The organism is Actinomyces capricornis, from assembly GCF_019974135.1.
Lineage (GTDB): Bacteria > Actinomycetota > Actinomycetes > Actinomycetales > Actinomycetaceae > Actinomyces > Actinomyces capricornis.
The window spans coordinates 1,672,614-1,690,111 of sequence record NZ_AP025017.1 but is presented as its reverse complement, the minus strand read 5'-3'; the positions used below and the strand labels follow the sequence as shown (position 1 = coordinate 1,690,111).

Here is a 17,498-nt window from a genome sequence, read left to right as displayed (position 1 = left end):
CGGGTCGCAGGGCGAGACGGCTCATGGCACCTGGTCGGCTACTCCTGGCCGGTGCACACCAGGCCGGCCTGCGGCATCTGGCCGTTGAGCAGGTAGCCGTCCACCGCCTTGTTCAGGCAGTCGCCCGCTCGGGTGTAGGCGGCGTGGCCATTGCCCTCCCAGGTCAGGAGCTGACCGGAGTCCAACTGGTCGGCCAGGGAGACGGCCGCGGAGTAGGGCGTGATCGGGTCGCCGGTGGTTCCCACCACCAGGATGGGGGCCGCCCCCGCAGCGTGCACCGGGGCGGGGGCGCGGGTGCCGTTGTGCCCCCAGGCCTGGCACCTGGCATCCGAGAGCTGGCCGCCGTAGTGCGGCGCGTCGGCCTTGTCACGACGGAAGTTGGCCTCCCAGGTGGCCATATCCCCCTGGACCGGGTAGTCCTGGCAGTTGACCGCAGTGCCCGCATTATCGACGACGGCCTGCTCCCCTGCGCCCCCGAGCCGGGCCAGGATCGAGCCATCGTTCTGCGTCATCGCCTGCTTGAGGCCCTCGGTCAGGACCGGCCACGCCTCGGAGGAGTAGAGGGCTCCGATAATGGCGTTCTCGACCTGCCTGCCGGTCAGGGGGGCGTTGGGATCCGCCGTCGGGACAGGATTGGCGGCCAGGCCCTCGATGAAGGCGTCGAGCTGGCCGGAGGCCGCATCGACGTCCCCGCTGAGCGGGCAGCCCTCCGTGGCCAGGCAGCTCTCCAGATAGACGCGACGGGAGGCCTCCATCGCCAGCCTCTGGTCCCGGTCCTTCTCAGCCTGCCCCTGCGAGGGGTCGATGGCGGCATCGAGGACGATCCTGCCCGTGTTCTCGGGGAAGAGGTCGGCGTACAGGGTGCCGATGTAGGTGCCGTAGGAGTAGCCCACGTAGTTGAGGTCCTCCTGGCCGGCCAGGGCGCGCAGCACATCCAGGTCTCGGGCCACCGAGACGGTGTCGACGTGGTCGAGCAGCTCGGCGGGCTGGGTGTGCTGGGCGCAGGAGGCCTCCGTCTTGGCGGTGCTGAACTGCAGGAGCAGGACCAGCGTGGTGAAGGAGAGGCCGCCGATGGGGTCGCTCTGCTCGGCGACGGCCGGATCGACCAGGGGATCGGCCACCGGCCCCTCGAGCAGGGGCGCAGGCGCGGCCACCGGCCCCTCCTGGGCCTCCATGGAGACCTGGGCCCTCTGGCCCACGGCCCCCTCCTGCCCCGGGGCCTCGCAGCGCACCGGGGTCGAGGAGCCCACGCCACGCGGGTCGAAGCCGATGACGTCGTAGGCGGCAGCGACATCCGCGGAGACGTAGCGGCCGGGCGTGGCCAGCCCCTCCACGGTCGAGACACCGGAGCCGCCGGGGCCTCCGGGGTTGAGGAAGAGCGCGCCCTTGCTCGGAGCACCAGTGGCCCCATGCTTCTTCATCGCGATCTCGATGGTCTGGCCCCCAGGGTTCTCGTAGTCCAAGGGGACCTCCACGGTGGCGCACTCGAAGCCCGTGCCCGCATCGCTGGCGCTCATGCCGCCCTCGGCCGCGCAGGGGTACCACTCCACGCTCTGGCTGTAGAAGCGTTCCAGGCCCGGCGGCACCGGAGCCTGGGGCGCCGGCGCCGCCGGGGGAGCGGCGAGCGCCGTCGTCGGCCCGACGCCCAGGATGGCGGCGCCGGCCACGGCGACCATCGCGGTGGCCCGGCGCAACTGGCGCGCATCCCGGGCGGCACGCTTCCCGCCCCGCGGCACGGCCGCACTCATCATTGGTTGTGTCACTGTCTCTCCTCATGCAGCGATAAGCCTGACGACGCGGCTGAGCCCGAGGAGCCCGCCGCACCCAACCCGCGGGTGAGCGGGGCCGGCTCCCGGGCCGCCGGCGCGAGATCGCATCATTACGCCGTCCGTACATACACAGTATAGACAGGAGGAGCGGTTTCTCCGCCCGCACTATTCCTGTGATGCACACCATTCTTACATGAAGATCATAGGTAAATGTCAAGACCTTTCCCCAGAACCTGGGAGGGATCCGGGTGTGGGCGGGCTCCCGCGCCCCTCGCAGCCGGCACGGACCGGGCGGCACCCCGGCCCTGGGCCCGCTGACGAGGGGCGGGGCTCCGTCTCAGGCCTGGGGGCGCAGCTGGACCATGAGCGCCTCGACGGCCAGCAGGGGCGCGGCATTGGAGCGCAGGCGGGTGCGGCACTCCTCGATGGCGGCGATGCGGGCCAGGGACTGCTGGGGCGCGGTGGTGCGGGCCACCTGCTCCACGGTCTCGACCAGGTCGATGTTGACCCGCTCCACCTCGCTGCCCATCTGGGTGGCCAGCACGTCGCGGTAGAAGGAGAGCAGGTCGATCATGGCCCGGTCCAGCACGTCGGTGCGCGCGCGCCGGGCCCGCCGCTTCTGGTCCTCCTCGAGCTGGCGGATCTGGGAGCGCAGGGCGGGCGGGATCCGCCCCTCCCCCTCCAGTCCCAGGGCTCGGGTGAGCTCGGCCTTCTCCTTCGCGTCGCGCTCGGCGGTGGCCTCCTTGGCCTCGGACTCGGCGGCCTCGACCAGGGAGGCGGCCGCCAGCACCGCATCGCCCACGCTGCGCAGGCTCACGGGGGACATGAGCAGGCGCCGCCGCCGGTCCCAGGCATCGGGGTCGGTGGCCAGGTGGCGGGCCAGGCCGATATGGGACTGGCTGGCGCGGGCGGCGCGGGCGGCCAGCTCGGGATCGGCGCCGTCGCGGCGCACCAGCAGCTCGGCCACCGCCTGGGCGGGCGGGATGCGCAGGGTCACCAGGCGGCACCGGGAGCGGATGGTGGGCAGGACGTCGTCGGCGCTGGGGGTGCACAGGAGCCAGACGGTCTGGGGCGGGGGCTCCTCGATGGACTTCAGCAGCACGTTGGTGGTGCGCTCGGCCATGCGGTCGGCGTCCTCCACCAGGATGACGCGCCAGCGCCCGGTCCACGGGCGGCGCTGGGCCTCCCCGATGAGCTCCTTGACCTCCTCCATGGTGATGAGGAGCTTCTCAGTGGTCAGGCGCACGACGTCGGGGTGGGAGCCGGTCATGACGTCGCGGCAGGGCTTGCACTGCCCGCATCCGGGCGCCGGCCCCGTGCACTGCAGGGAGGCGGCGAAGGCGCGGGCGGCATTGGAGCGCCCCGAGCCCGGCGGCCCGGTGACCAGCCAGGCGTGGGTCATGGCCGAGTGGGCCTGTGAGGAGAGCTCGGGCGCATCCGAGTGCCCGCCCTCCCTCCCCGCCGGTCCGGCCTCACGGGCCAGGGCCGCCTGGCGGGCGGACTGCGCCGCGGCGACGAGGGCCGCCACCGACGCCTCCTGCCCCACGACGTCGTCCCACACGCTCATGGCCGCTCACCCGCCCGGACGGCCCTGCCGGCCAGGAGCGGCTCGACGGCGCGCCGCACCGCACCGGCGACATCCGGGACGGGGCGGGCGGCGTCGATGAGGCGGAAGCGCTGGGGCTCGGCCTCAGCCAGGGCCAGGAACTGCTCGCGCAGGGCGGCGCGGAAGGCCTCCCCCTCGCGCTCCAGGCGGTCGGCCCGCCCGCGGCTGCTCGTGCGCTGCCGGGCCAGGGAGGGGTCGGCATCCAGCAGGATGGTCAGGTCGGGGATGAGTCCCCCCGTGGCCCACAGGGACAGGTCACGCACCTCGGCGACCCCCAGGCTGCGGGCGGCGCCCTGGTAGGCCACCGAGGAGTCGAGGTAGCGGTCGGTCAGGACGACGGCGCCGCGCTCCAGGGCGGGGCGCACCAGGGTCTCGACGTGGTGGGCGCGGTCGGCGGCGTACAGGAGGGCCTCGGCGCGGGGGGCCACATGACCGCCGTCCAGGAGCAGGCCGCGGATCTGGGCACCCAGTTCGGTGCCACCGGGTTCACGGGTGACCAGGTGCTCCACGCCGCGGGCCCGCAGGTGCTCGGCCAAAGCGGCGATCTGGGTGGTCTTGCCCACGCCGTCGCCGCCCTCGAAGGAGATGAAGAGCCCGGGGTGGGGCGCACGTGGGACGGGGGCGCCGGGAGCAGCAGGCGGGGCGGCAGTGGTCACGGGCTCAGGGTAGCGGGCCGCGGGCAGGGCCCCGGGCGCGCCACCGCGGGCCGGGTGGCGGGGTGGCGCGCTGGTCGGGGTGGAGCGTCAGCCGGGGCAGGGCGGGCAGGGCGCGTTGGGCGTCACTTCGCGACATATGCGTCGCTTCGCGGAATCGACGACACCTGTAGGGGACGTCGATTCCGCGAAGTGACGCCCTTTCCGCGAAGCGACGTCGTTCTTGAGCCCCGCAGGCCCGGGGCCAACGGTGGCGAGGTGCCGCAGGACCGGAGGCGGGGACACGCCCGGCCCGCCCTCGCGGCCGCACCGGCACTCCATGTGAGGATGAGCGGGCAGGAGCCTCTCCACCGAACCAGACGAAACCGAGGAGCCCGCCCATGTCAGAGACCAACACCGCCACCGGCGCCACCGGGCAGGGGGCTGCGGACGGCCCCTCCGGCACCCCCCACGGTCAGGAGCAGGCGGCCACCGGCACCACGGGCACCGCCCCCACCGGACCCCGCCCCGAGGCCGAGGCGCAGGAGGCCACGGGTGCGCAGGACAGCGCCTCTGGCGATACCGACGACGCCGGCCCCACCGGTGGCACCAGTGGGGCACCGGCGCAGGGCCCGGGCGCCGCGGGCACCGGGGACGCTGAGGCCGGCACGCAGATCCTGCCGCTCAATGAGGCCGAGCAGCAGTGGGTCCGGGACCTGCTGGCCTATGCCAAGCAGCTGGGCATCACCGACTCCCCCCGGGCCCTGGAGGATTTCTTCGAGGAGCAGCGCACCGCCTGGTACGCCGTGGATGAGGAGTCGCGCGCGGACCCCAACCCGCTCATCAACCTCATGGGCGCCGTCATCGGCCAGATCCTGGTGGAGCGCTGCGAGATGAAGTGGTGCGTGCTCATCGATGAGCAGGGGACCTCCCTGGCGGTGGCCAGCGAGGTGGGCTCCATCGCCATGTTCCCGATGAATGCGGTGGCCAAGCGGTGGACAGGGCAGAACATGACGAGCCTGACCGAGTTCCTCCGCCTGTCCCAGGCCGAGATCCGCCGGGTGCGCGAGGAGCACGCCGAGGAGGAGTAGCCCGGGTCGGCGCAGCAGACCGGGCGGGCCCGGAGCCGCACTCATCGCCGGCACCGGAGATGAGTGCGGCACTCTCAGGCAGTCCCCTCAGTTGTCCCGCCTGAGGTAGATGCGGCGGCAGATCATCCAGGAGGCGCCCACGGCCACCGGGAAGGACGCGAGGAGCAGGGCTATCAGGCCAAGGAGCGTTCCCGGCTGGGAGACGGAGGTCAGGGATGCTGCCTCGGAGCCCACGAGGAACCCCGTAGGCAGGCCCAGAGCACCGACCCCCATCACCACCGCCTGCACCGTGAGGGTGCTGCCGTGCCTGGCGAGCACCGGGGGCATGACCGCGCCGGCCACCACCGTGAACCACACCCAGATCAGCAGTATCGTCCAGGCCCTGGGATCAGTGACGCCCAGGCCCCAGAGCAGGCCGAGAGCCGCCAGGAGGACTGAGGCACCCCCATAGGCCAGGATGAGCAGGTAGTGGCCGACCAGCACCTCGGTGCGGGTCACGGGCAGCGCCCCGTAGAGCCGCGGTGCCTTTGTGGAGCGCGAGGGGCCCCACAGGCTCAGGCACGCCGACCCGCACTGCAGCTTGAGCAGAAAAGGCAGACCCGTCAGCAGGAGGACCACGAGCGGGTACGGCTGTTTCCATCCCAGCAGCTCCAGGCGCATGACGGCGCGCACCGCCTCCCACCGTGGCGGGCCGTCGGCCCCACGTACCCCCGGAGCAGCGAGCACGCCGGATGGACGCACGGCAGTGGATCCACTCATGAGCATGTCCTTCCTCGTGATTCCTGTTCCTGATCGGCCATCAGCAGCGCTCCCCACTCCCAGCGCCCGCCTCTCAGTGGTCCTGCCTGAGGTAGACGCGGCGGCAGATCACCCAGGAGACGCCCAGCCCCACCACGGAGAGCACGAGGAGCAGGACGGCGAGCCCCAGGAGTATCCCGGACTGGGAGCCGGAGGCCAGGGACACCGTCTCGGAGCCCGCGAGGAACCCGGTGAGCAGGCCAGGGACCGCGAACACCCCCATCATGACCACGACCCTCACAAGGGCGCTGCGGTACCTGGCGAGCACCGGGGGCATCACCGCACAGGGCAGCACCACTGCCACCACCCAGGCCAGCACGATCGCCCAGCCCCGAGGGCCGTCGGCCCCGAGGGCCCCGAGGAGATGGACGACGGCCAAGAGGACCGAGGCACCCCCGTAGGCCAGGATGAGCAGGTAGTGGCCGGCCAGTACCTCGGTGCGGGTCACGGGCAGCGCCCCGTAGAGCCGCAGCGCCACCGTGGAGCGCGAGGGGTCCCACAGGGTCAGGCACACCGATCCGATGAGGACCAGGAAAAGGAATGGCGGGAGCATTCCCACGACGAGCACCAGCGGGAGCGGGAGCACGGCCCCCAGCCAGTGGTCCGCGGCGATGACGGCCTGCACGATAAGGAGTAGCCCGATCATCCCCACCAGGTACGGCTGAGTCCAGACGACCAGCTCCAGACGCATGACGGCGTGCACCGCCTCCCACCGGGTCCGGGCACCCGCCCCACGCACCGCCGCAGGCGTTCCGGGAGCGCCAGCGCCGGATGACTCTGCGGCAGCGGGAACGCTGGATACAGTCCGTGCGGCAGGCGCAACAGACACGGGCATGGGCACTGACTCGGGCATGATCGGTCTCCTCACTTCTTCTTGCTTCTTCCTCGGCAGGGCCTCAATGGTCCTGGCGCCCGTACCAGCGCAGGCTCACCGCCAGGGAGGCGCCCAGGAGGGCTATGCAGGTCATGGCTGCCAGTACCACGGGCGCCGGTTCGCGCAGCGCCTGGGTCACGGGTCCGGCCAGTAGCAGAGTGCCGCCGTAGAGGGCACCAGCCCCCACCCCCAGGCACAGGCCCCACACCCACAGGGCCCGCTCCGGGGCCAGGCACAGGAACAGCGGCAGTCCGAGGGCCACGGACAGGCAGATGACGACCAGGCCGGCCACGAGGCCGCCCCAGTCACCGGTGAGGGCGGCCACCGGCACGCAGGCCAGGCCGGACAGGAGCACCAGTACGAGCCCCTCGATCCAGCGGGCGCCGACCAACTCGCTGCGCCGCAGCGGCAGCGCGCCGTAGAGGCGATCCATGCGGTGAGCGGCCTCGGCTGCGCCCTGGGAGTACTGGGCGCACACCCCCAGGACGATGCCCGCCATCACCATCGCCTGCAGACGGTCGACCAGTGCATCCATGGCGATGAGCAGCGCGAGCGGCAGCGGCAGCAGGAGGAGCAGCAGACCGCGATGGCGCAGCACGATGAGGTCGAGCCGCAGCAGCACCCCGACTCTGGCAGGTGCTATCGCACCGCTGCCGACCCCGGGGTGCTCACGCACATGCGCGAGCATGACGTCATTCACGGCCCGCCTCCTTGGCGATGTGCACGGCGAGGTCCTCGATGGTGGGGGCCTCGACGACGATGCGGTCGGCCAGGGCCTCGGCGACGTCCGCCGGCATCATGGCCTCCCAGCCCAGCTGGGAGCTGCGCAGCCCGAGGCTGGCCTCGCGCACGGCGTCGGTCAGGTGCTCGGGAGTGCCGCGCACGAGCCGGAAGGAGCCGATGATCTCCTCGGCGGTGCCATTGGCCACGACCCTGCCCCGGCTGAGGATGACCAGATAGTCGGCCAGCCGATCGAGGTCGGAGGTGATGTGGGTGGAGAACAGGATGGTGCGGCCCTCCTCCACCATGAACTGGGCCAGCATGTCCACCATCTCGGCACGGGCCAGGGGGTCCAGGCCACCAGTGGGCTCATCGAGGATGAGCAGCTCGGGATCATGGGCCAGGGCCACCGCCATCTGCAGGCGCATGCCCATGCCCCGGCTGAGCTCCTTGACCTTCCTGGTGGGGGCCAGCCCCGCGGCCTGGAGCTCGCAGTCGTAGCGCTCCTGGGACCAGGAGGGGTAGAAGCGCCCGATGCCCCGACCCAGATCCTTCAGGCGCCACTCGGGGTTGTAGGGCGGGGCATCGAAGACGACGCCGATGCGCTCATGGCCCAGGGTGGTGGCCGAGCCGGCATCAGGGTGGATCATGCCCAGGGCGGCCTTGATGGTGGTGGTCTTCCCCGAGCCGTTGGCCCCGACGAAGCCCGTGACGTAGCCGGCGGGGACGGAGAAGGTGACGTCGCTCAGGCTGAAGCCCGGGTAGTGCTTCGTCAGGTGGGAGATCTCGACGGGATTCACTGCTTGTCCTTGAAGGTGGCGGAGGTGGTGATGATGGTCTCGAGCATGTCGTGGAGCTCTTCGCCGCCGAGCTGGGCCAGGCGCGCGCGCTCCACAGCGCGGTCGAGGTGCTCCTCGACCTCGCGCAGCACCTGCTCACGCACCAGCTCGGAGTCCCGGGGCAGGACGAAGTAGCCCTTACCGGGAACGTTGGCCAGGAAGCCGTCGGCGACGAGGTCGGAGTAGGCACGGGTGGTGGTGATGACGCTGACCCGCAGGTCACGGGCCAGGGCCCGGATCGAGGGCAGCATCTCGTCGGCCTCCACCTGGCCGGTCAGGATCGCGTCCCTGACCTGCTGGGCGATCTGCTCATAGATGGGCACTCCTGCGGTATTGGACAGCACGACCGTCAGCGGCATGACGACTCCTTCCGTACATGCACACTATAGACAGTAGGTGCGCACTGGAGTCAAGTGCTGCGGCATGCGCGAGGGATGCCTGTGGTCAGGGGTGGGGCGCGCCGGCCCGAGAATCGCCCCGGCGCCTGGGCCCCGGCGCCTGGGCCCGGGAGCCGGCCCGGCCGCCGGGCTCAGGAGCAGGTCCAGTACAGGCCCTCGTCGAGCTGGTCGAACGCCACCGTCGCGTTGCCGGTGCCGGAGTCCTCCACCACCGGGGTCCTCCCCACCCAGGCCACGACGACGTCACTGCCCGTGATGGTCACCCGGCCGACGTCCTGCACCATGACGATCAGGCCCGAGCCGTTGACCGTCAGGTGCTCCACGTGCTCGGCCATGACACCCCCGGAGGCGTCCTGAGCCACCGTCAGGGTGGCGATGTCGCCCTCGATGTAGCCGCACTGCTGGCCCTGGAGGGTCATGTCACCGCCCTCGGAGCGCGAGTGCCTCAGCGCCGTGCCCTTCAGGCGCTGCCACAGCTCGCTGTCGGCCGCCGCCGCGGACCCGGGGCGCTCCGCGCTGCCGGCCGGGCCGGATGCGGCCGCCCCGGCCCTGGCTGACGGGGAGGACCGCGCCCCGGCGACACCGCCCTGGGCATCGGCGGATGCCTCCTGCCCGGGGGCGCTGGCCTGCGCGGCCCCGGTGGCCTCTGCCCCCTGGGAGGCCTGCGCGGAGCCCGAGGAGCCGCCCGGGCCACTGAGGCTGATGCTGCAGGCGCCCAGGCTCAGGGCCAGCACGGCGGCGGCCAGGACGGCGGGGAGGCGACGGGTCATCGAGGTCATGAGGGCTCCTAGGGAGAGGCGGGCGATCAGAGGAGGCGGTCTTGGCCAGCCGGGCAGTGCCGGCAGGGATGCGCAATCCGGTGGGCATCTCGCCCTGATCCGGCATGCGCCCCCTGGGGGTGGCGCCCACCGGGCGCTCAGTCCCGGGCGCCCTGGAGGCCGGTGTCGTTGTAGGAGCCGAAGTCCTCGACGATCGGGGTATTGCCGGCCCAGACGACCTCATTGCTGTCCCCGTGGATGATGACCCGGTTGACGTCGCGGACGTAGACGTCGACATACGCGCCCTTGATCACCAGGGTGTCGACGTAGTCGGCCACGACCTCCACGCTGTCCGCAGTGATGGTCAGTGTCGCCACATCCCCGTCGATGCGGACGTCGTCGTACTCCTTGTCCAGGAGCACGGCCCCCGTGGAGCGCACGGTCTTGTCCACGCTGCCCTCGAAGCTGAGCCAGTCGGAGTCGGTGATCCTCGCCGCGGCACCGGGACGGTCCCCCGAGGCCGGCGCGGCCCCCGCACTGCCCTCCGCACTGCCCGCGCCGCCGGGCTGCGCGGATTCGCCGCCACCCGGGGTGGCCTTCCCCTGCTCCGGGGATGCGGGGGCGCCCGAGGGGGCGGCCTGCGGGGACTGCATCTCGGTGCCCGGAGCCTCCAACGTACTCGCGGGCGCACTCTGCGCGGCGGTCGCCGAGTCCGAGCGCTGCGCGGACTCCGAGGATCCCCCGGAGTCGCCCAGGCTGATGGCGCAGGCGCCCAGGCTCGTCCCCAGGCTCAGGGACAGTGCAGTAGCGGCGACGACGGTCAGGCAGCGGCGGGTGGACATGCTCATGGTGGTACTCCTGGACGAAAGTGGTAGTGAGGTGCGAAGGGGTAGGAAGGTGGCGCGCAGGAGCGCGAGGAATCGCGCGGGTGATCGGGATGAGGCGGGGTGCTGGGGCGGGACGGCTCCAGGGCGCGGTGCCGGCGCCGGATGCCAGCGCGGGCGCCAGGACCGGAGGAGCGGAAGGGCCCGCTCCGGCCCCTCCGCGCCAGCGGCTCAGAAGGCGGGGATGAAGATCTCCACCCGACGGTTGAGCTGGCGGCCGGCCGGGTTGTCCGAGCCGTCGGGGTTCTCATTGGCGGCCACGGGGCGGGTCTCGCCGTAGCCGGTGGCCTCCATGGAGGCGGTCACCCCCTGGCCCTGGAGCGCCGTCATCACCGCCCGGGCGCGATCCTCTGACAGGGTCTGGTTGAAGGCGTCGTCGGAGACCGAGTCGGTGTGCCCGTGGATCTGGACGCTGGGGGCGCCGGAGTCCGTCAGCACGGTGGCCAGGTTGCCCAGGGTCGCCGAGGCCTCGGGGCGCACCTGGGAGGAGCCGAAGTCGAAGAGCACCCCGTCCTCCAGGGTGATGACGGTGCCGCAGGAGGTCACGGGCTTGACGGCGTCGATCGAGGGGAAGTCCCCGATGCTGCCGACCTTGGCCAGGGGCTTCATCGCCACCTCCTCGGTGTTGACCAGGCCGGAGCCGTCACCGTAGTTGACGATGGAGATCGTGCCGTCGTTGTAGACCCCCGAGCCGTCACCGTGGTTGGTGATGGAGACCTGCCCGGCACTGTAGGTGCCCGAGCCGTCGCCGTGGATGGTGATCGACTCCCCCGTCAGGGAGTTGGAGTAGGTCCCCGAGCCATCGCCGTGGACCGTCACCGACAGGGTCCCATCGGAGTAGGTGCCCGAGCCGTCACCGTGCACCGTCATCGAGACCTGGCCGTTGGTGTAGGTGCCCGAGCCGTCACCGTGGTTGGTGATGGAGACCTGCCCGTCGGAGTAGGTGCCCGAGCCGTCGCCGTGATTGGTCACCGAGCCGCTATCCGAGGAGTGGGCGATGGCGCCGTCGCCCAGGACCGTGGTGCTGGAGGCCAGCACACCCGGCTGGTCGCAGCGGGCGGCGCTGACGGTGATGCCCGGCACCGAGGCGATGGAGCGGGTGAGGTCCGGGGTGAAGGCGCTCCCGGAGTCGGTGAGCACGCTGATGTCCGGCAGGGCGAACAGGGGGACCGGGGGCATCTCGCCGACGGCGTAGCCGGGCACCGTCGGACCGGAGGCCGTTGCGGTCGCGGCAGCCGAGGCCGACGGCGCGGCGGCGGGGGCCGAGGTCCCAGCGTCGGTACTGGAGGTGGTCTCGATGGCCTGCTGAGAGGGGGCGGCCCCGCCCTGTGACGATCCCCCGAGGCTCAGGGCGCAGGAGGACAGGGACAGGGCGGTGGCCGCGGCGCAGAGGAGGGCTAGGGAGCGCCGCTGGGGGATCATGTGCGTCATAACGGCAAGATTACTGGCTGGCTGTCGCTCGGCTGTCCCCAGCCTGTCGCGGTCCTGCGACAGGCAGTGACAGCCACACGCGCGTGCCCACGCCCTGCCGCGAGGCCATGCCCGCCCGGCCCCGGTGGCGGCGGATGATCGTGGCCACCAGGGGCAGGCCGAGCCCGGATCCGGGAAGTCCCCGGGCATTGCCGGCCCGCCCCAGCTCGCTCCAGACCACCGGCAGGTCGGCGGCGGGCACGCCGATCCCGGTATCGGCCACCTCGATGGCCACGGTCCCGGCCTCCTCGCGCCCGCGCACCTCGATGCTCCCGCCAGCCGGGGTGTACTTCGCGGCATTGGACAGCACGTTGTAGATGGCGGAGTAGAGCAGGTCGCCGTCGCCGCAGACATGCGGCAGCGGCCAGGGGACCTGGGGCAGGTCCAGGCGGATGAGGGTGTGGTTGCCGGACGCGGCGAGCTCCTCACTGACCGCCTGCACGGCGTCGGCAACGGTCTCGGCCAGGTCCACGTCCTCCAGGGCCAGGGGCGCGGTCTCCAGCTCGGCCAGCTTGCGCAGGTCGGTGATGAGCCGCCCCATGCGACGGGCCTGGGCATCGACGACCTCCAGGCGGGCCTTGCGCTCGGCACGGTTGGCCTGGGGCATGTCGGCGACGGCGGCACGCACCGCCGTCAGGGGGTTCTTCAGCTCGTGGTCCAGGCGGCGCAGGAACTGCTGGTGCTGGGACCAGGCCTCGCGCTGGGCCTGCAGCCGGGCATGGCGCTCCTTGCGGCCGCCCCAGCGCCGCACGGCCGCCACGGTGGCGGCCAGCGCCATCAGGAGTGCACCGGTCTCGGCCACCAGCAGCGCCGGGGACACCGAGAGCACGATGCGCTCCTGGCCGGCCACCAGGTGGGCCAGGGCTGCGGCCAGGACGGTGAGACCCAGCGCCACCGCCCAGAGCGGCCACCTCAGGCGCCCACCGGGGGCCGCCTCCCCCTCCCCGACCGGGCCGGGGGCCGGGACCTGCGGCGCCGACCCCGGAGGGAAGGGGGCGGCCGGGGCCGGTGGGGAGGAGGGCGGGCCGGGCTCCACCGGGGAGGGGTGAGCGGGCGCGGCCACAGGTGACGGCGTGGGCGCAGCCACCGGGGAGGACAGGCCCGGGCCGGGCGGCGAGGATGGGACGGGCAGGCGCTCGGTGGCCGGCCCGGCAGCAGGCGGCGACGGCGGCCCGAGAGAGGCCACCGGCGCCGCCGGGGGCACGGCCGGTGCAGGAGGGGCCGACTGGTCGGGCACGACCCGGCCCGCCGGGGTCGGCGTCGGCGTCGGCGTCGGCGTCGGGGGAATGCTCCCGGGCAGGGGCCTACTGCGGGGACGGCCGCTCCTGCGCCCGGGGCCCGGGACCCCCGCCGCGCTCACGTATGGACCCCCGCCCGGAAGCGGTAGCCCACGCTGGGCACCGTCTCGATATAGGTGGGCTGAGAGGCGTCGTCGCCCAGGGCCTGGCGGATCTCGCGGATGCGGTGATCCACCGCCCGCGTGGAGGTCGCGAAGTCGATGCCCCACAGGGAGGCCAGCAGCGACTCGCGGGAGTGCAGCTCACCGGGGTGGCTCATGAGGTAGTCCAGGAGCATGGTCGCCTTGGGCGTCAGCGCCAGCTCCCTGCCGCCCAGGGTCACGCGCCGCGAGGCCCGGTCCAGCACCAGCTCCCCCGCACTCAGGCGCGGGGCCGAGGTCAGGGGCTGGACGGATCCCCGGGTGCGGCGCAGCACCGCGCGGATCCGCGAGGCCAGCTCGGCGGGGTCGAAGGGCTTGGACAGGTAGTCGTCGGCCCCATCGTCGAGGGCCGAGACCCGCTCATAGGAGGCATCGACCTGGGTGAGCAGGATGATCGGCGTCCAGGCCCCGGTCCCGCGCACCCGGCGCACCAGCTCGCGCCCATCCATGCGGGGCATGAGGACGTCGGAGACGACGATGTCGATCTCATAGGCGCCCAGGAGGTCCAAGGCCTCAGCCCCGTCGGAGGCGAGCATCACCCGGTAGCCGCTGCGCTCCAGGTAGGGGCCCAGGGATCGGCGGATGGGGGCCTCGTCGTCGACGAGCAGGACCGTGGCAGGCGTCCCAGCGGTTGGCATCTGGCTCACGGGCGGCTCACTGCTCGAGCTTGTCGATAGTGTTATCCGAGCCGAGATCCACCACCACCGGGGAACCCTCCAGGTAGTGGACCGCGACCCGCGAGCCCATCACCTGGATCGTCTCCGCCGATCGGGCATAGACGACGACATCAGAGCCCTGGACCGTGATCGACCCGACGCTCTCGGCGGCAATGGAGATCTGCGAGCCCTGGACCGCCAGGACATCGAGCTCGCCCGTGAGGTTGAGGACCTGGTCGGAGCTGGCAACGGTGTAGGCGCCCGAGACCTCCTGCTGCTCCCCCGTGTCGAGGATCTCCCTCCAGGCGGGATCGGTGATACCGGGGGCGGCGTCCTCGGACGCGGCCCCGGCCTGCGCCCCACCAGAGCCTCCAGAGCCTCCAGAGCCCAGGTTCAGGGAGCAGGAGCTCAGGGCGGCGGATAGGGCCAGGGGCAGCAGAAGCGCGGCACGCCGAGACGTCATAGGACCCATAGGGATCTCCTTTCGGAGCGGTGCAGGGAAATTGTACAGAGCATACAATACGACGTCGATATCGCCGGGGCGTCGCCGGATCATCGCAGCCCTGCGACCGCCCCCACCTGGGACGATCACCGCCCGCCACTGACGCCGGACAGTCACCGGCCCATCGGCCGGGGCCCTCCGGCACCGGCCTACTCGCCGTCCCCGCCCGCGCCACCGGACCCAGCGGTGGAGGTACTCGTCGAGGCCTTGGCCGCCGTCCTGGTCGTCTTCTTCGCGGCGGCCTTCTTCGCCGTGGTCTTGCGGGTGGTGCGCTTCTTGGCCGGGCCCTTGGCGCGCTTCTCCGCCAGCAGCTCATAGGCGCGCTCGGGGGTCACCGTGGCCGGGTCATCGTCCCGGCGCAGGGTCACATTGGTCTGGCCGTCGGTGAAGTAGGGGCCGAAGCGCCCGTCCTTGATGACCACCGGGCGGCCCGTGACCGGATCCGTCCCCAGCTCGCGCAGCGGGCCGCGGGTGGACTGGGCCCGACGGCGCTTGGGCTGGGAGAACAGCTCCAGGGCCTGCTCCAGGCTCACCGAGAAGATCTGCTCCTCGGTCTCCAGGGAGCGCGAGTCCGCCCCCTTCTTCAGGTAGGGGCCGTAGCGCCCGTTCTGGGCGGTGATGTCCTCACCGGACTGCGGGTCCTGGCCGATCACGCGCGGCAGGCTCAGCAGGTCCAGGGCCTGCTCCAGGCTCACCGTGGCCAGGTCCATGGACTTCAGCAGACTGGCGGTGCGGGGCTTGGGGCCCTTCGCCGCCTTGGCCGTGCGGCGCTTGGCCCCGCCCTTGCCCGTCGCCGCGGCCTCGGCCTGCGCGGGCTGCGCGGCCCCCTCCTCGGGCTGGGGCAGGACCTCGGTGACGTAGGGGCCGTAGCGCCCGTCCTTGGCGATGATCATGTGCCCGGTGGAGGGATCCAGGCCCAGCTCGCGGCCGTCGTCGGCGGCCCGCGCGAAGAGCTCACGGGCCTTGGCCACATCCAGCTCATCAGGGGCGACATCGGCCGGGACATTGGCGCGCTTGCCCTCGGCATCCTCCAGGTAGGGGCCGTAGCGGCCCACCCGCAGGGTGATGCCCTCACCGATGGGGATGGAGTTGATGTCCCGGGCGTCGATCTCCCCCAGACCCGCGACCAGGCCCCGCAGGCCCCGCTCGGTCAGCTCCCGGCCCTCCTGCGGCGACCCCGGATCCTCAGCGCCCTGGTCCCCGGCGCCCCGAGCACCGTTGTAGAAGCGCGTCAGCCAGCTCACCCGGTCCTCCTGGCCGGCAGCGATGCGGTCCAGGTCGCGCTCCATGGAGGCCGTGAAGTCGTAGTCCACCAGCTCGGTGAAGTTCTCCTCCAGCAGGCGGGTGACCGCGAAGGCCAGCCAGGTGGGCACCAGGGCCTGGCCCCGGTGCTCGACATAGCCGCGATCCGAGATCGTGGACATCGTGGCCGCATAGGTCGAGGGGCGGCCGATCTCCCTCTCCTCCAGGGCCTTGACCAGGGAGGCCTCGGTGTAGCGCGGCGGCGGGGTGGTCTGGTGCCCACTGGCCTCCACGCCCATCGGCGAGAGCTCCTGGCCCGCGATCATCGAGGGCAGGCGCACGTCCTTGCTGTCCTTGGGGGCGGCTCCGGCATCCTCCTGGTAGCGCTCGGCATCCCGGCCCTCCTCGTAGGCGGCCAGGAAGCCGCGGAAGGTGATGACCGTCCCCGAGGCGCTCAGGCCCGCCACCGAGAAGGTCGGGCCGGCATCGCGCGACTCCCCCGCCACCGGGCTCAGCGGCACCTCCACGCTCACCGTGGCGGTCGAGCCCACGGCGTCGGCCATCTGGGAGGCCACCGTGCGCTTCCAGATGAGCTCGTAGAGGCGGAACTGGGAGCCGGTGAGCTGGGAGGAGACCTGCGCCGGGGTGCGGAAGTGGTCCCCGGCGGGGCGGATCGCCTCGTGGGCCTCCTGGGCCCCCTTGGACTTCGAGGCGTAGATGCGCGGCTTGTCGGGCACATAGTCGGCCCCGTAGAGCTCGGCCACCTGGGCGCGGGCGGCGGCCACCGCCTGCCCCGACAGCGCCGTGGAGTCGGTGCGCATGTAGGTGATGAAGCCGTTCTCGTACAGGCCCTGGGCCACGCGCATCGTCTCGCGCGGGTTCATCCGCAGCTTGCGGGAGGCCTCCTGCTGGAGGGTGGAGGTGGTGAAGGGCGCAGCGGGACGACGGCGGTACGGCTTCTCCTCCAGGCCCGCCACCCGCGGCTCCCCGCGGCCGATGGCCTCGGCCACCGCCGTGGCCCCCACCTGATGGAGGTGGACCACCGAGGCCTTGAGCGCCGCCGGGCGCAGCTCGCCGTCGTCCTTGAAGTCCCGGCCCGTGGCCACGCGCCGCCCATCGAGAGTGGTCAGGCGCGCCGTGAAGGAGGAGGCCTCGCGGGCCGGCACATCGACCGCGGAGAGCACCGTGGTCAGGCGGGCCTCCACCCCCCAGTAGGAGGCCGAGCGGAAGGCCATGCGCTCGCGCTCGCGCTCGACCACCAGGCGGGTGGCCACGGACTGGACCCGGCCGGCCGACAGCCCCGCCCGCACCTTGCGCCACAGGACCGGGCTGACCTCGTAGCCCACGAGGCGGTCCAGGATGCGGCGGGTCTCCTGGGCATCGACCAGGTTGATGTCGATCTCGCGCGTGCTGCTCAGCGCCCGCGTCACCGCCTCGCGGGTGATCTCGGTGAAGGTCATCCGCTTGACCGGGACCGTGGGCTTGAGGACCTCCTGGAGGTGCCAGGCGATCGCCTCCCCCTCGCGGTCGTCATCAGTGGCCAGGTAGAGCTCGTCGGCGCCCTTGAGCGCCTTCTTGAGCTGGGCGACCGTCTTCTTCTTATCCGGGTTGACCACGTAGTAGGGCGCGAAGCCATCCTCGACGTCGACCGCGAACCTGCCGTAGGGGCCCTTCTTCATCGAGGCGGGCAGCTCCGAGGGCTGGGGCAGGTCCCGGATGTGCCCCACCGAGGCCTCGACCTCGAAGTCATCGCCGAGGTAGGCGGCAATGGAGCGCACCTTGTTGGGGGACTCCACAATGACGAGCTTGGTGGACACGCAG

Annotated in this window: 16 protein-coding genes; 1 reads left to right on the top strand and 15 read right to left on the bottom strand. The window is 72.2% G+C overall.

Annotated elements, in window-relative coordinates; genetic code table 11:
- Window positions 1–38: 38 nt before the first annotated feature.
- The 3 genes from MANAM107_RS06780 to tmk all read right to left on the bottom strand — a co-directional run bounded on the left by MANAM107_RS06780 (window position 39) and on the right by tmk (window position 4,031).
- Entirely contained in the window at window positions 39–1,763 is a 1,725-nt protein-coding gene (locus MANAM107_RS06780; RefSeq protein WP_223906585.1) for an alpha/beta hydrolase, read from the bottom strand.
- A 343-nt stretch (window positions 1,764–2,106) separates the two neighbouring features.
- Window positions 2,107–3,336 carry a DNA polymerase III subunit delta' gene (locus MANAM107_RS06775; RefSeq protein WP_223906582.1) on the bottom strand — a complete coding sequence of 410 codons (1,230 nt, stop codon included), beginning with the start codon at window positions 3,334–3,336 and terminating at the stop codon, window positions 2,107–2,109.
- Window positions 3,333–4,031: a dTMP kinase gene (gene tmk / locus MANAM107_RS06770; protein WP_223906579.1), complete on the bottom strand. Its 699-nt coding sequence runs from the start codon at window positions 4,029–4,031 to the stop codon at window positions 3,333–3,335. Before tmk ends, MANAM107_RS06775 begins: the two co-directional genes overlap by 4 nt.
- Window positions 4,032–4,408: 377 nt before the next feature.
- Here tmk and MANAM107_RS06765 point away from each other — a divergent pair, with 377 nt between their 5' ends.
- Window positions 4,409–5,098, top strand: coding sequence for a DUF3806 domain-containing protein (locus MANAM107_RS06765; protein WP_223906575.1), 690 nt, complete (start codon window positions 4,409–4,411; stop codon window positions 5,096–5,098).
- An 87-nt stretch (window positions 5,099–5,185) separates the two neighbouring features.
- Here MANAM107_RS06765 and MANAM107_RS06760 read toward each other — a convergent pair whose 3' ends face one another.
- The 12 genes from MANAM107_RS06760 to topA form a co-directional block, all read right to left on the bottom strand.
- A complete protein-coding gene (locus tag MANAM107_RS06760) occupies window positions 5,186–5,857 on the bottom strand; it encodes an ABC-2 transporter permease (protein ID WP_223906572.1) in 672 nt (223 codons plus the stop codon).
- A gap of 73 nt (window positions 5,858–5,930) precedes the next feature.
- The gene (locus tag MANAM107_RS06755; RefSeq protein ID WP_223906568.1) at window positions 5,931–6,587 is read right to left on the bottom strand and encodes an ABC-2 transporter permease; all 657 of its coding nucleotides are present in this window, start codon (window positions 6,585–6,587) and stop codon (window positions 5,931–5,933) included.
- A 205-nt stretch (window positions 6,588–6,792) separates the two neighbouring features.
- Complete coding sequence (locus MANAM107_RS06750) at window positions 6,793–7,470, bottom strand: ABC-2 transporter permease (protein WP_223906566.1); 678 nt, start codon at window positions 7,468–7,470, stop codon at window positions 6,793–6,795.
- Complete coding sequence (locus tag MANAM107_RS06745; RefSeq protein ID WP_223906563.1) at window positions 7,463–8,290, bottom strand: ABC transporter ATP-binding protein; 828 nt, start codon at window positions 8,288–8,290, stop codon at window positions 7,463–7,465. The genes MANAM107_RS06750 and MANAM107_RS06745 overlap by 8 nt, the downstream gene beginning before the upstream one ends.
- Window positions 8,287–8,688 (bottom strand): GntR family transcriptional regulator, encoded by a 402-nt coding sequence (locus MANAM107_RS06740; RefSeq protein ID WP_223906560.1) that lies wholly within the window; start codon window positions 8,686–8,688, stop codon window positions 8,287–8,289. Before MANAM107_RS06740 ends, MANAM107_RS06745 begins: the two co-directional genes overlap by 4 nt.
- 170 nt (window positions 8,689–8,858) lie before the next feature.
- A complete protein-coding gene (locus tag MANAM107_RS06735; RefSeq protein ID WP_223906556.1) occupies window positions 8,859–9,506 on the bottom strand; it encodes a DUF3060 domain-containing protein in 648 nt (215 codons plus the stop codon).
- A gap of 137 nt (window positions 9,507–9,643) precedes the next feature.
- A complete protein-coding gene (locus tag MANAM107_RS06730) occupies window positions 9,644–10,333 on the bottom strand; it encodes a ribosomal eL19 family protein (RefSeq protein WP_223906553.1) in 690 nt (229 codons plus the stop codon).
- Between the two features lie 207 nt (window positions 10,334–10,540).
- On the bottom strand, window positions 10,541–11,800 hold the full coding sequence (locus MANAM107_RS06725; protein ID WP_373314036.1) for an OmpA family protein: 1,260 nt from the start codon (window positions 11,798–11,800) through the stop codon (window positions 10,541–10,543).
- A 10-nt stretch (window positions 11,801–11,810) separates the two neighbouring features.
- Window positions 11,811–13,076 (bottom strand): sensor histidine kinase, encoded by a 1,266-nt coding sequence (locus MANAM107_RS06720; RefSeq protein WP_223906550.1) that lies wholly within the window; start codon window positions 13,074–13,076, stop codon window positions 11,811–11,813.
- Window positions 13,077–13,195: 119 nt separating this feature from the next.
- Window positions 13,196–13,915, bottom strand: a complete 720-nt coding sequence (locus MANAM107_RS06715) for a response regulator transcription factor (RefSeq protein ID WP_223912926.1) — start codon at window positions 13,913–13,915, stop codon at window positions 13,196–13,198.
- A 16-nt stretch (window positions 13,916–13,931) separates the two neighbouring features.
- A complete protein-coding gene (locus MANAM107_RS06710) occupies window positions 13,932–14,405 on the bottom strand; it encodes a DUF3060 domain-containing protein (protein WP_223906547.1) in 474 nt (157 codons plus the stop codon).
- A gap of 179 nt (window positions 14,406–14,584) precedes the next feature.
- Entirely contained in the window at window positions 14,585–17,494 is a 2,910-nt protein-coding gene (gene topA / locus MANAM107_RS06705) for a type I DNA topoisomerase (RefSeq protein ID WP_223906544.1), read from the bottom strand.
- Window positions 17,495–17,498 lie beyond the last annotated feature (4 nt).